Origin of the sequence: Bradyrhizobium sp. YCK136 (assembly GCF_044570075.1) — a bacterium.
In the GTDB taxonomy this organism is placed as follows: domain Bacteria; phylum Pseudomonadota; class Alphaproteobacteria; order Rhizobiales; family Xanthobacteraceae; genus Bradyrhizobium; species Bradyrhizobium diazoefficiens.
This window is the reverse complement of the sequence record NZ_CP172424.1, coordinates 9,742,045-9,755,071: the sequence shown is the minus strand read 5'-3', so window position 1 is coordinate 9,755,071 and position 13,027 is coordinate 9,742,045. Positions and strand designations below refer to the sequence as shown.

At 65.2% G+C, this 13,027-nt stretch carries 13 protein-coding genes; 11 read left to right on the top strand and 2 right to left on the bottom strand.

Annotated elements, in window-relative coordinates; translation table 11 throughout:
• Positions 1–383: 383 nt before the first annotated feature.
• The 8 genes from dnaK to ACFLEY_RS47095 all read left to right on the top strand — a co-directional run bounded on the left by dnaK (position 384) and on the right by ACFLEY_RS47095 (position 7,758).
• Positions 384–2,285 carry a molecular chaperone DnaK gene (dnaK, locus tag ACFLEY_RS47130; RefSeq protein WP_396604464.1) on the top strand — a complete coding sequence of 634 codons (1,902 nt, stop codon included), beginning with the start codon at positions 384–386 and terminating at the stop codon, positions 2,283–2,285.
• 245 nt (positions 2,286–2,530) lie between these two features.
• A complete protein-coding gene (gene dnaJ / locus ACFLEY_RS47125; protein ID WP_060909584.1) occupies positions 2,531–3,664 on the top strand; it encodes a molecular chaperone DnaJ in 1,134 nt (377 codons plus the stop codon).
• 87 nt (positions 3,665–3,751) lie between these two features.
• Positions 3,752–4,351, top strand: coding sequence for a class I SAM-dependent methyltransferase (locus ACFLEY_RS47120; RefSeq protein WP_007598495.1), 600 nt, complete (start codon positions 3,752–3,754; stop codon positions 4,349–4,351).
• Between the two features lie 57 nt (positions 4,352–4,408).
• A complete protein-coding gene (locus ACFLEY_RS47115) occupies positions 4,409–4,987 on the top strand; it encodes an NADPH-dependent FMN reductase (protein ID WP_011083508.1) in 579 nt (192 codons plus the stop codon).
• Positions 4,988–4,993: 6 nt separating this feature from the next.
• Positions 4,994–5,707 (top strand): orotidine-5'-phosphate decarboxylase, encoded by a 714-nt coding sequence (pyrF, locus tag ACFLEY_RS47110; RefSeq protein WP_011083509.1) that lies wholly within the window; start codon positions 4,994–4,996, stop codon positions 5,705–5,707.
• Between the two features lie 119 nt (positions 5,708–5,826).
• Positions 5,827–6,138 (top strand): DUF1330 domain-containing protein, encoded by a 312-nt coding sequence (locus ACFLEY_RS47105; protein ID WP_011083510.1) that lies wholly within the window; start codon positions 5,827–5,829, stop codon positions 6,136–6,138.
• A 153-nt stretch (positions 6,139–6,291) separates the two neighbouring features.
• Positions 6,292–7,107 (top strand): 4-hydroxy-tetrahydrodipicolinate reductase, encoded by an 816-nt coding sequence (gene dapB, locus ACFLEY_RS47100; protein ID WP_038965144.1) that lies wholly within the window; start codon positions 6,292–6,294, stop codon positions 7,105–7,107.
• 27 nt (positions 7,108–7,134) lie between these two features.
• The gene (locus tag ACFLEY_RS47095; protein ID WP_011083512.1) at positions 7,135–7,758 is read left to right on the top strand and encodes a 2,3-bisphosphoglycerate-dependent phosphoglycerate mutase; all 624 of its coding nucleotides are present in this window, start codon (positions 7,135–7,137) and stop codon (positions 7,756–7,758) included.
• A gap of 116 nt (positions 7,759–7,874) precedes the next feature.
• On the opposite strand, the gene ACFLEY_RS47090 is transcribed toward ACFLEY_RS47095, so the two are convergent.
• The gene (locus tag ACFLEY_RS47090) at positions 7,875–8,771 is read right to left on the bottom strand and encodes a bifunctional helix-turn-helix domain-containing protein/methylated-DNA--[protein]-cysteine S-methyltransferase (protein WP_060909583.1); all 897 of its coding nucleotides are present in this window, start codon (positions 8,769–8,771) and stop codon (positions 7,875–7,877) included.
• A gap of 55 nt (positions 8,772–8,826) precedes the next feature.
• Positions 8,827–9,360, bottom strand: coding sequence for a DUF2244 domain-containing protein (locus tag ACFLEY_RS47085; protein WP_011083514.1), 534 nt, complete (start codon positions 9,358–9,360; stop codon positions 8,827–8,829).
• Positions 9,361–9,382: 22 nt separating this feature from the next.
• Here ACFLEY_RS47085 and nth point away from each other — a divergent pair, with 22 nt between their 5' ends.
• The 3 genes from nth (at position 9,383) to ACFLEY_RS47070 (ending at position 13,025) form a co-directional block, all read left to right on the top strand.
• Positions 9,383–10,135 carry an endonuclease III gene (nth, locus tag ACFLEY_RS47080; RefSeq protein ID WP_211433337.1) on the top strand — a complete coding sequence of 251 codons (753 nt, stop codon included), beginning with the start codon at positions 9,383–9,385 and terminating at the stop codon, positions 10,133–10,135.
• Between the two features lie 138 nt (positions 10,136–10,273).
• On the top strand, positions 10,274–11,410 hold the full coding sequence (locus tag ACFLEY_RS47075; protein ID WP_028172459.1) for an HlyD family secretion protein: 1,137 nt from the start codon (positions 10,274–10,276) through the stop codon (positions 11,408–11,410).
• Positions 11,397–13,025, top strand: coding sequence for an MFS transporter (locus tag ACFLEY_RS47070; protein ID WP_011083517.1), 1,629 nt, complete (start codon positions 11,397–11,399; stop codon positions 13,023–13,025). Before ACFLEY_RS47075 ends, ACFLEY_RS47070 begins: the two co-directional genes overlap by 14 nt.
• Positions 13,026–13,027: the final 2 nt, after the last annotated feature.

The following is a 13,027-nucleotide window of genomic DNA, read 5'->3' as shown; positions in this document are numbered from 1 at the left end:
GGTTCACATTGAGGCCGTTCGATGGTCGGCCACCGGGCCGCTTTGTCGCGCGAAGCAGCCTGGGTGCGGCGCTCCGGCCGGTCCGCCTTTTAGCCGGTTTGGCCCTGCCGCAACAGGGCAGGCCGGATCGCGGTAACGGGGGCTTGCCGAAGCCCGGACCTGTTAATAATTCCTCACCCGCAAGGGCGGCTGGGCCCGGATATGATCTTCCAAAACCCAATGTTTTCACGGCCGAAACTTGCGTTCGGTCCTTGCGGGCCCCTCCCCCCCTCCTATATGAGCCTCAACCATCGCAATATCGCGAATGTTTGATCTTAGGGGGTTTCGGTTCGGGTGCCTTCTGGGCCCAACCAACCTGCCGCAAAAAGAAGGATATCAGGACCATGGGAAAGGTCATTGGGATCGACCTCGGCACCACGAACTCGTGCGTCGCCGTGATGGATGGCAAGAACGCCAAAGTCATCGAGAATTCCGAGGGCATGCGCACGACGCCTTCGATCGTCGCCGTCACCGACGACGGTGAGCGCCTCGTCGGCCAGCCGGCCAAGCGCCAGGCCGTCACCAATCCCGAGCGCACCTTCTTCGCAGTGAAGCGCCTCATCGGCCGCCGCTACGACGACCCGATGGTCGAGAAGGACAAGAAGCTCGTTCCGTACAAGATCGTGAAGGCTTCCAACGGCGACGCCTGGGTTGAGGCCGACGGCCAGACCTACTCGCCCTCGCAGGTCTCGGCGTTCATCCTGCAGAAGATGAAGGAGACCGCGGAGGCCCATCTCGGCCAGAAGGTCGACCAGGCCGTCATCACCGTTCCCGCCTACTTCAACGACGCCCAGCGCCAGGCGACCAAGGACGCCGGCAAGATCGCGGGCCTTGAAGTGCTGCGCATCATCAACGAGCCGACCGCGGCCGCGCTCGCCTATGGTCTGGACAAGACCAAGACCGGCACGATCGCCGTGTACGATCTCGGCGGCGGCACGTTCGATATCTCCATTCTCGAAATCGGCGACGGCGTGTTCGAGGTGAAGTCGACCAACGGCGACACCTTCCTCGGCGGCGAAGACTTCGACATGCGCCTGGTCGGTTATCTCGCCGACGAGTTCCAGAAGGAGCAGGGCATCAATCTGCGCAGCGACAAGCTCGCGTTGCAGCGCCTGAAGGAAGCCGCTGAAAAGGCCAAGATCGAGCTGTCGTCGACGACGCAGACCGAGATCAACCTGCCCTTCATCACCGCGGACCAGACCGGCCCGAAGCATCTGACGATGAAGCTCACCCGCGCCAAGTTCGAGGCGCTGGTCGACGACCTCATCCAGAAGACCGTCGAGCCCTGCCGCAAGGCGCTGAACGACGCCGGCGTCACCGCCGGTGAGATCGGCGAAGTGGTTCTGGTCGGCGGCATGTCGCGCATGCCGAAGGTCCAGGAAGTCGTGAAGCAGCTGTTCGGCAAGGAGCCGCACAAGGGCGTCAACCCGGACGAAGTCGTGGCGATCGGCGCCGCGATCCAGGCCGGCGTGCTCCAGGGCGACGTCAAGGACGTGCTGCTGCTCGACGTGACCCCGCTGTCGCTGGGCATCGAGACGCTGGGCGGCGTGTTCACCCGCATCATCGACCGCAACACCACGATCCCGACCAAGAAGAGCCAGGTGTTCTCGACCGCCGAGGACAACCAGAACGCGGTCACCATCCGCGTCTTCCAGGGCGAGCGTGAAATGGCGGCCGACAACAAGATGCTCGGCCAGTTCGACCTGATGGGCATTCCGCCGGCCCCGCGCGGCATGCCGCAGATCGAGGTGACCTTCGACATCGACGCCAACGGCATCGTCAACGTCTCGGCGAAGGACAAGGCCACCGGCAAGGAGCAGCAGATCCGCATCCAGGCCTCCGGCGGTCTGTCGGAAGCCGACATCGAGAAGATGGTCAAGGACGCCGAGGCCAATGCCGAAGCGGACAAGAAGCGCCGCGAGGCGGTGACCGCCAAGAACGAGGCGGACGGTCTGGTGCATTCGACCGAGAAGGCGCTCGCCGAGCACGGTTCGAAGGTCGCCGAGACCGAGCGCCGCGCCATCGAGGATGCCGTCAGCGACCTCAAGGAAGCGCTGAAGGGCGACGATGCCGAGGCGATCAAAGCCAAGACCCAGACGCTGGCCCAGGCTTCGATGAAGCTCGGCGAGGCCATGTACAAGCAACAGGCCGAGGCCGACGCCAAGAAGGACGCGGCCAAGGACGACGTCGTCGACGCGGAGTTCACCGAAGTCGACGACGACAAGAACAACAAGAAGTCCGCCTGAACCCCAAGAGGGTGATGATGCGGACGGCTTGGACCCCACACACTCCTTCGGCCTCCCCCTTCGCGGGGGAGGCTCCCGTGTCGAGGTCGGCGGGCTACGCTCCCGTTACGATCGATCAATTTCCAGCCGTTATTCTCAACGCTGCCATGCTGCCCTCTGCCGCGAGGCGGAGGGACGCCTATATCGTCGCGTGGCAGCATTGTCTTGCCCCGACTTGAATCGCGATTGGATAGACCGAGTTCAACATGTCCACGTCCACCAAGCGCTGCTACTACGAGACCCTCGAAGTCGAACGTGACGCCGACGAATCCAAGTTGAAGTCGTCGTTCCGCAAGCTGGCGATGAAGTTCCATCCCGACCGCAATCCGGGGGACGACACCAGCGAGGTCAAGTTCAAGGAAATCAACGAGGCCTACGAGGTCCTGAAGGACAAGGACAAGCGCGCGGCCTATGACCGTTTCGGCCATGCGGCCTTCGAGCAGGGCGGTCCTGGCGGCGGCGCCGGTTTCGGCGCGGGCTTCGCCTCCTCCTTCTCCGATATTTTCGAGGACCTGTTCGGCATGGCCGGACAGCGCGGCCGCGGCGGCCGCGAGCGCGGCGCCGACCTGCGCTACAACATGGAAATCACGCTCGAGGAAGCCTTTGGCGGCAAGACCGCGCAGATCGAGATCCCGGTCTCGGTCACCTGCGAGGCCTGCTCGGGCATCGGCGCCAAGGCCGGCACCAAGCCGAAGACCTGCTCGACCTGCGGCGGCGCCGGCCGCGTGCGGCAGTCGCAGGGCTTCTTCACCCTGGAGCGGACCTGTCCGGGTTGCCAGGGCCGCGGCCGGATGATCGAGGACGCCTGCCCGTCCTGCTCGGGCCAGGGCCGTGTGACCCGCGAGCGGACGCTGTCGGTCAACATTCCCCAGGGCGTCGAGGACGGTACGCGGATCAGGCTCGCCGGCGAAGGCGAGGCCGGTGTCCGCGGCGGCCCGCCCGGCGACCTCTACATCTTCCTGTCGCTGGCCCAGCACCAGTTCTTCCAGCGCGACGGCGCCGATCTGCATTGCCGGGTGCCGATCTCGATGGTGACGGCCGCCCTTGGCGGCGAATTCGAGGTGCCGACCATCGAGAAGGGCAAGGCCAAGGTGAAGGTGCCGGCCGGGACCCAGTCCAACCGTCGATTCCGCATTGCATCAAAAGGCATGCCGGTGCTGCGCTCGCGCCAGACCGGCGACATGTACGTTCAGGTCGTGGTCGAGACCCCGCAGAATCTCACCAAGAAGCAGCAGGAATTGCTGGCCGAGTTCGAAAAGCTCTCTTCCGGCAACACCCAGCCGGAATCCGAGGGTTTCTTCACCAAGGTCAAGGATTTCTTCGGCAGTCGGGCGAATTGACTCGTCTTGACCGTATCGCCTTCGGCCTATACGTCTTTATGACCATTTTCTGACACGCCGCGTCCTGCGGTCCCGTCCGGTCCAGACATGCCATTGCCATCGTCCGCGCGTGCGTTGAAGAAGCCTCGTCTCGATGACGAGGTGCGCTTTCTCAGATCGTGGATCGAAAAGCCGCTCCACATGGGCGCAGTGATGCCGTCGGGCAAGCTGCTGGCCCGGACCATGGCGCATTACGTCGACGTCAACTCGGACGCCCCTGTGGTTGAGCTCGGCCCCGGTACCGGTGCCATCACCTCGGCCCTGGTCGAACGTGGCGTCGACCAGAAGCGTCTCGTCCTCGTCGAGTACAATCCCGGCTTCTGCGCGCTGCTGCGCGACCGCTATCCGCAGGCCAAGGTCGTGCAGGGCGATGCCTATCGCCTGCGCGACACGCTCTGGAACGTGCTGAGCGCGCCGGCATCCGCCGTCGTCTCCGGCCTGCCGCTGGTCACCAAACCGATGCTGACGCGGTTGCGGCTCATTCGCGACGCTTTCACGGCGCTCGCGCCCGGCGCGCCCTTCGTCCAGTTCACCTATGCGGTGGTGCCGCCGATCCCGAAATCGCTGCCCGGCGTGTCCACAGAGGCTTCGGAACGGATCTGGATGAACCTTCCGCCGGCCCGCGTCTGGGTGTATCGCAAGGATTAATTCCGCCGGCATTCCTCTTTGCGCGGCGGGCTCGTTTCGCCGAACGCATGGAAGCGGATGTCCGCACCCAAAATCCTGGTCATTCCCGGCTCGCTACGCACCGGCTCGCACAATGCGAAGCTGGCTGCGCTCGCCGCCTATGAATTCGCCCAGGCCGGCGTCGACGTCACCCGCATCTCGCTCGCCGATTTTCCGCTGCCGATCTACGACGGCGACCTCCAGGCCAAGTCGGGCGTGCCCAAGCACGCGATCAATCTCAAGCGCATGATCGGCGCGCATCATGGCGTGCTGATCGTTTCGCCCGAATACAATGCCTCGGTGCCGCCGCTGCTGAAGAACGCGATCGACTGGGTCAGCCGCGTGCATGAGCTGCACGAGGCGCGCGGCGAGGTGTTCCGCAACCGCGCCTTCGCGCTCGCCGGCGCCTCGCAGAGCCGGCTCGGCGCCGCCCGCGCGCTCCAGGCGTTGCGGCTGATCCTGACCTCCTGCCACGCCAATGTGATTGCCAGCCAGCTCACGCTCGCCTTTGCCGGAGAGGCCTATGACGATATGGACAGGCTGAAGAACGAGGGCGATATCGCCGCGTTGAAGGAGCTGGTAGCGCAGTTGATCGACATTTCCCAACGCATGATGTGAGGTGACATGACGCCAGCCGAGATCGCCCCGAAAGACCGCCTGATCGTTGCGCTCGATCTGCCGAGCGTTGATGCCGCGGAGGCGATGATCGCAAGGCTCGGCGACAGCGTCACGTTCTACAAGATCGGCTATCGCCTCGCTTATGCCGGCGGCTTGCCGCTCGTTGCGAGGCTCGCCGACAAGGGCAAGAAGGTCTTTCTCGATCTCAAGCTGCACGACATCGGCAACACCGTGGCGCAAGGCGTCGAGAGCATCACCAGGCTGGGCGCGACCTTCCTCACCGTGCACGCTTATCCGCAGACCATGAAGGGCGCCGTCGAAGGCCGCGGCGGCTCGAACCTGAAGATCCTCGCCGTCACCGTGCTGACCTCCTACAACGAGGACGATCTGCACGCAGCAGGTTTCCGGCTCGGCGTCGCCGAGCTCGTCGAAGCGCGCGCGCAGCAGGCGCAGGTGCTCGGCATCGACGGGCTGGTGTCGTCGCCCGAGGAGGTGGGCGCCTTGCGCAAGATCGTCGGCCACCAGATGAGCCTCGTCACGCCCGGCATCCGGCCGGCGGGCTCGGCAAGTGGCGATCAGAAACGCATCATGACGCCGGGCCGCGCGATCACCGCGGGCGCCGATTATCTCGTCGTCGGGCGCCCGGTGGTGGAAGCCGCCGAGCCCAAGGCGATCGCAGACGCCATCCAGGCCGAGATCGGGCAGGCGCTGGGAGCATGATCCGGACCCGAAGGGCCGAGTTAGCGCAAAGTGTGCAGCGGTTTTCCATCGCGACAAACGCGGAACGCGTTTGCGCGGAGATCATGCTCAAATAGAGACAACAACAAGGGAGAAGAACAATGGCAAAAGGCTACTGGATCGGGCGCGTCGATGTGAACAGTGACGAGGGCTACAAGCCTTATGCCGTCGCCAACGGCGCGATCTTCAAGAAATGGGGCGGCCGCTTCGTCGTCCGCGGCGGCAAGTTCACCACCGTCGAAGGCGCCAGCCGCACCCGCAACGTCGTGATCGAATTCCCGGACTACGAGACCGCGATCGCCTGCTACAACTCACCGGAATACCAGGCCAACATCAAGGTGCGCCAGCCGCACTCGGTCGCCGACCTCATCATCATCGAGGGCTATGACGGCGCACAGCCGTCGGACGGCTGAGGTAGGCCGTCATTCCGGGGCGCCCAAAGGGCGAACCCGGAATCTCGAGATTCCGGGTTCGATGCTGCGCATCGCCCCGGAATGACGGTAGTGTCCCCCTCGGTTGCCGGAACTGCGTCCCCCCGCTACAACGGCCCCGAAGAGGATCACACCATGTCCGACATGCGCTTGATTGTTGCTGGAGCCGGCGGCCGGATGGGCCGGGCGCTGACGCGCGCGATTGCCGAGAGCAAAGGCGCGGTGCTGGCGGGCGCGCTGGAGGCGCCGGGCTCCGAGATGCTCGGCAAGGATGCCGGCGTGCTCGCGGGCCTGCCGGCCAATGGCATCAAGCTCTCGGCCGATCTCTGGGCGATGTCGAAGGAGGCCGACGGCATCCTCGATTTCACCGTGCCGGCCGCGACCATCGCCAACGTCGCGATCGCCGCCGAGCGCGGCATCGTGCATGTCATCGGGACGACCGGGCTTTCGGGTTCCGACAACGCCGTGATCAAGAGCGTCACCAATCGCGCGGTCGTGGTGCAGTCCGGCAATATGAGCCTGGGCGTCAATCTGCTTGCCGCGGTGGTCAAGCGCGTCGCCAAGGCGCTCGACCAGAGCTTCGACATCGAGATCGTCGAAACCCATCACCGCATGAAGATCGATGCGCCCTCGGGCACCGCGCTGATGCTGGGCCAGGCCGCGGCGGCCGGCCGCGGCATCTCGCTCGACGAGCATGCGGACCGTGGCCGTGACGGCATCACCGGGGCACGTAAGCCCGGCAACATCGGCTTCGCCTCCTTGCGCGGCGGCACCGCGGCCGGCGACCACAGCGTCAGCTTCCTCGGCCCGTTCGAGCGCCTGACGCTGTCGCATCAGGCTGAGGACCGCATGCTGTTCGCGCATGGCGCGCTGAAGGCGGCACTGTGGGCGCATGGCAAGAAGCCGGGGCACTACTCCATGGCCGACGTGCTCGGCCTCGCCGATATCTGAACGAAAGAAAGCAACGGAAAGCAGTCAATGAGCGAACGTCTTCTCGTGCTCGTCCGCCACGGCCAGAGCGAATGGAATCTGAAGAACCTGTTCACGGGGTGGAAGGATCCTGATCTCACCGAGCAGGGCGTCGCCGAGGCCAGGGAAGCCGGCCGCAAGCTGAAGGCGCAGGGGCTCGTGTTCGACGTCGCCTACACGTCGGTGCTGACGCGTGCGCAGCACACGCTCGACCTCATCCTCGGCGAGCTCGGCCAGAAGGGTCTGCCCACGGAGAAGAACCTCGCGCTGAACGAGCGCGACTATGGCGACCTCTCCGGCCTCAACAAGGACGACGCCCGCAAGAAATGGGGCGAGGACCAGGTCCTGATCTGGCGCCGCTCCTACGACGTGCCGCCGCCCGGCGGCGAAAGCCTGAAGGATACGCTGGCGCGTGCGCTTCCCTATTACGTGCAGGAGATTTTGCCCAGCGTGCTCAACGGCAAGCGCACGCTGGTCGCCGCCCACGGCAACTCGCTGCGCGCCCTGATCATGGTGCTGGAAAAGCTGTCGCCGGAAGGCATCCTGAAGCGCGAGCTCGCGACGGGTGTGCCGATCATCTACCGCCTGAATGCGGATTCGACCGTGGCCTCGAAGCTGGATCTGGCGGGGTAACAGACGCCGTCATTCCGGGGCGCCCGAAGGGTGAACCCGGAATCTCGAGGTTCTCAGGTGCGCAGTTGCGCACCATAGTTCGATGCCTTGCATCGCCCCGGAACGACATCAGACAATCACTGCATCCCCAGCTGCCCAGCTTCCCACCCGAGCATCGCCTGCTTGCGGGTGATGCCCCAGTGATAGCCGGTGAGCGTGCCGCTCTTGCCGAGTGCGCGGTGGCAGGGCACGACGAACGACACCGGGTTCTTGCCGACCGCAGCGCCGACGGCGCGTGAAGCCTTCGGGCTGTTGATGTTGCAGGCGATGTCGGAATAGGACACCGCGCGGCCCATCGGGATCTTCAAGAGCGTTTCCCAGACCCGCACCTCGAAATCGGTGCCGATCATCACCACGCGCAATGGCTGGTCCGGCCGCCACAGCTTCGTGTCGAAGATGCGCTGGGCGAGCGGCGCTGTGCCTTCGTGATCCTCGACGTAAGTTGCGTTCCGCCAGCGCCGCGTCATGTCGGCGAGCGCGACCTTCTCTTCACCGGGATCGGCGAAGGCGAGCCCCGACAATCCGCGATCGGTCGCGATCACGATGGCCGTGCCGAAGGGCGAGGCATGGAAGCCGTAGCGCAGGGTGAGGCCCGCGCCGCCATTCTTCCATTCACCCGGCGACATCGCCTCGTGGGTGACGAAGAGATCGTGCAGCCGGCCCGGCCCCGACAGGCCGGAGTCGAGCGCGGCGTCGAGCACGCTCGCGGAATCCCGCAGCAGGCCCTTGGCGTGGTCGAGCGTCAGCGCCTGCATGAAAGCCTTCGGCGTGATCGAGGCCCAGCGGCGGAACAGATGGTGCAGCTCATCGGGCGTGACGCCGGCCGCATCCGCCATCGCCTCGATGGTCGGCTGCGCGCGCCAGTTCTCCGAGATGAAGGCGATCGCCCGGCGCACCGAGTCATAGTCGCGTAGCGCGGCATTCTGGTGGCCCGGCTTGGTCAGGCGCTGGCCATGTATGGCGAGTGTCATCATGACCGGAAATGTAGGAGAGGGGAGGGTTCGAAACCACCCGATTTCCGACGTGAACTCAGCGGATGGGGTTGAAGGTCGGTCCGCGCTTGGCGGCGTTCAGCGCCTCAACCAAGCCATTGTAAAAGCTTGTTTTTTCTTCAGGTCCCAAAAACCCGGCGAGCTGGAGCCGGCGGCCGCGCGAGATCAGGTAGAGGTGTTCGAGGCCAAAATCCTCGTCGATCTCCAGGTCGAGCCGGACCCAGAGCGGATTGAACGTCCATTCGGCGACCTGGCCGCGATGGCTGACGCGCCGCACCCGCAGTTCCGAGGGCGTGACTACGATCTCCTCGCTGGCCCGCGCGGCGCGGAAATTGACCTTGAAGGCCCACCAGATCACCAGCACGTCGAGGCCGAAGAAGCCGAGCACCGGCCACGCGCCCATCATCAGGAAGACGAGGCCGGTGACGAAGCTGACGGCGCTCAGGAACAGCATCACGGCGAGGAAGCCGGTGCGGTTCAGCGAGCGGTGCGGCGTCAGCAGCGCCGAGAAGATTTGAGCTTCGCTCTGATCTTCAGAGTCCCTGCGCTCAATTTCGTTGCCTGTGCTCATCGTCCCTCAGTATATCCCGATCATGGCGAAAATCACCCGCAAGCCGGTCCCGCGCAAAGCAGCTGTGCCTAAGAAAAAAGCAAAGGCGGCTGTGGTGAAGCCGAGGGCCCCCACGAAGAAATCGCTCAAAGCGATGAAACCTTGGACGCCCGCCGAGATCCGCGAGGTCTTCAGCCGTTTCCGCAAGGCCAACCCGGAGCCGAAGGGCGAGCTCGAGCACGTCAATCCGTTCACGCTGCTGGTCGCCGTGGTGCTGTCGGCGCAGGCCACCGACGCCGGCGTCAACAAGGCGACGCGCGCATTGTTCGAGGTCGCCGATACGCCGCAGAAGATGCTCGACCTCGGCGAGGAGTCCTTGCGCGAATACATCAAGACCATCGGCCTCTATCGCACCAAGGCGAGGAACGTCATTGCGCTGTCGGCCAAGGTGCTCAGCGAGTTCGGCGGCGAGGTGCCGCGCACGCGCGCCGAGATCGAGTCGTTGCCGGGCGCCGGGCGCAAGACCGCCAACGTCGTGCTCAACATGGCCTTTGGCGAACACACCATGGCGGTGGATACGCATGTCTTCCGCGTCGGCAACCGCACCGGGCTCGCGCCCGGCAAGACGCCGCTGGAAGTCGAGCTCGGTCTCGAAAAGGTGATCCCGGCCGAGTTCATGCTGCATGCCCATCATTGGCTGATCCTGCACGGCCGCTATACTTGCCTCGCGCGCAAGCCGCACTGCGAGGTATGCCTGATCAACGATCTCTGCCGATGGCCGGAGAAGACGGTCTGAGGCAGTATTCGCCGTCATTCCGGGGCGATGCGCAGCATCGAACCCGGAATCTCGAGATTCCGGGTCTGGTCCTTCGGACCATCCCGGAATGACAGTGGTGAGATTCGCGTTCGGGCAAAGTGGCTTTGGGGACATGTCGTGAGTCAGCAGGATCAAGTTACGTCATCGCCGCCGCCTGCCGCTCCAGCCCCATCGCCCAAGCCGATACAGCCTCCCGCCAGCTCGCTGTGGAGCCGCCTCGTAATCCCGCTGTTCGCGGTCATCGTCGCGCTCGCTTTCGTCGCGCTGGCGACGCTGCGCTTCGACGAATGGGTCGGCAACGCGGTGATCCAGACCACCAATGACGCCTATGTGCGCTCCGAGCTGACGCGGCTGGCGAGCCGTGTCTCCGGCGAGGTGCTGACCGTAGGGGTGACCGACTTCCAGCGCGTCAAGGCCGGCGACCTCCTGATTCAGATCGATCCGGCGGACTATGAGGCGCAGGTCGCGCAGTCCGAAGCCGCGGTCGCCGCCGCGCAAGCCATGCTCGACAATCTGGCCAACCAGGTCGAGCTGCAATATGCGACGATCGCGCAGGCGCAAGCCGCGCGGCTGTCGGCCGAAGCCATTGAGGTCGAGGCGCGGCAGGAGCAGGAGCGTCAGCAATCACTGTCGCAGACCGAGTCCGGCACGCGGCAGCGGTTCGAGCAGGCGGTCGCCGCCTACGCCAAGGCGCAGGCCGACGTGCGCGCCAGCCGCGCCGTAATCGCCGCCCAGCAGCATCAGCTCGAAGTCCTGCAAGGCACCAGGAAACAGCGCGCCGCCGATCTCGACGCCACCAAGGCGTCGCTGGCGAGTGCGAGGCTGAAGCTCGGCTACACGACGATATCGGCGCCGTTCGACGGCGTCGTCGGCGAGCGCCAGGTGCAGCCCGGCGACTACGTCAATATCGGCACCAACCTCATCAACGTGGTGCCGCTGCCGAAGGTCTATGTGATCGCGAACTACAAGGAGACCCAGCTCACGCACGTCGCACCGGGCCAGCCGGTCGAGATCACCGTCGACAGTTTTCCGCGCGAGAAGCTGCGCGGCCGGGTCGAGCGGATCGCGCCGGCGACCGGCGCGCAGGTCGCGCTGCTGCCGCCTGATAACGCCACCGGCAATTTCACGAAAGTGGTGCAGCGCATTCCCGTGCGGATTCAACTCGACGACAACCAGCAGCTAACGGCACGGCTCGTGCCCGGCATGTCGGTCGTCACCAGCATCAACACCGCGGGCGCGAATGGCGGGAAATGACGATTCCGATCGCGGACCGCTCTCGCGCGGCGGCGTCGCGCCACAGCCCATGTTCGCCGTGGCGGCGGTGCTGCTCGGCTCGTTCCTCGCCAATTTCGACAGCCGTCTCACCACGGTCGGACTGCCCGACCTGCGCGGCGCGTTTTCGCTCAGCTTCGACGAAGGCGCCTGGCTCTCCACCGCCGGCATCGGCTCGCAGATCTTCATCGCGCCCGCGGTGGCGTGGCTCGCGACGGCGTTCGGGCTCAGGCGCGTGCTCGGGATCCCCAGCCTGGTCTACGCCGCGGTCTCGCTGATCATTCCCTTCGTGCACGATTATCCGACGCTGATTGCGCTCAGTGTCGTGCATGGTCTGCTGCTCGGCACCTTCGTACCGGCGACGCTGATGATCGTGTTCCGCAACCTGCCGATCCGCTGGTGGCTGCCGGCGATCTCGATCTACTCGATCCGCGTCGGCTTTGCGTTGGACACGTCGAGCTCGCTGGTCGGCTTCTACGTCGACCATCTCGGCTGGCAATGGTTGTACTGGCAGGGTGTCGTGATCGCGCCGCTGATGGGCCTGATGGTCTATCTGGGCACACCGAGCGAGCCGGTGAACCGCGCGCTGCTGCGCGACGCCGATTGGGGCGGCATGCTGCTGCTCGGCGCCTCGGTCTCGATGATCTATGCCGGGCTCGACCAGGGCAACCGGCTGGACTGGCTGGGCTCCGGCACGGTGATGGCGCTGCTCGCCGCCGGCGCGGTGCTGTTCGCAGGCTTCCTCGTCAACGAGTCGCTGGTGCGCCAACCCTGGGCGCATGTGAACGTGCTGTTCTCGCGCAATATCGGGCTGTCGCTGGTGGTGATCCTGCTCTACACGCTGACTTCCCTTTCCAATTCATCGCTGGTGCCGAACTTCCTCGGCAATGTCGGCCTGCTCCGGCCGGAGCAGAGCGGTCTGCTGCTGTTGACCTACGGCGCGCTGCCGATGTTCGTGCTGGTGCCGATTTCGATCTGGCTGCTGCGTCATTTCGATGCGCGCGTGGTGACGGTGCTGGGCTTTGCCTGCTTTGCCGCCGCCAACCTCTGGGGCACCCAGCTCACCCATGACTGGGCGCGCGAAGATTTCATCGGCATCGTGCTGCTGCAATCGGTCGGTCAATCGACGACGCTGCTGCCGATCATCATCATGGCGCTGTCGAACTCCGATCCGAGCCGGGCCACGTCGTTCGCCGCCTATATCCAGATCATGCGGCTCGGCGGCGCCGAGATCGGCGTGGCGCTGATGGGGACCTGGCTGCGCGTCCGCGAGCAGGTCCATTCCTTCTATCTCGGTCAGAACCTCGGCGTCGGCGACGTCGATGTGGTGCGGACGCTGAAACAGCTCGCCGACCATTTCGCCGCCCATGGCGCCGGCCTGGCCCAGGCGCGCGCGGTGGGGACGCTCGCAAGCTTCGTCCAGCGCGAGGCCAATGTGCTCGCCTATATCGACGGCTTCTGGCTCTGCTTCTGGCTGGCGATGGCCGCGCTCGGCGTCGTCGCGCTGATCACCCGCGCCCCGCCGGGCCCGTTCACGCCGGCGCCGTTCGGCTTCGCCAAGATGCTGCTGCGCAAATGCGGGGCGCAGGTGACTTAAGT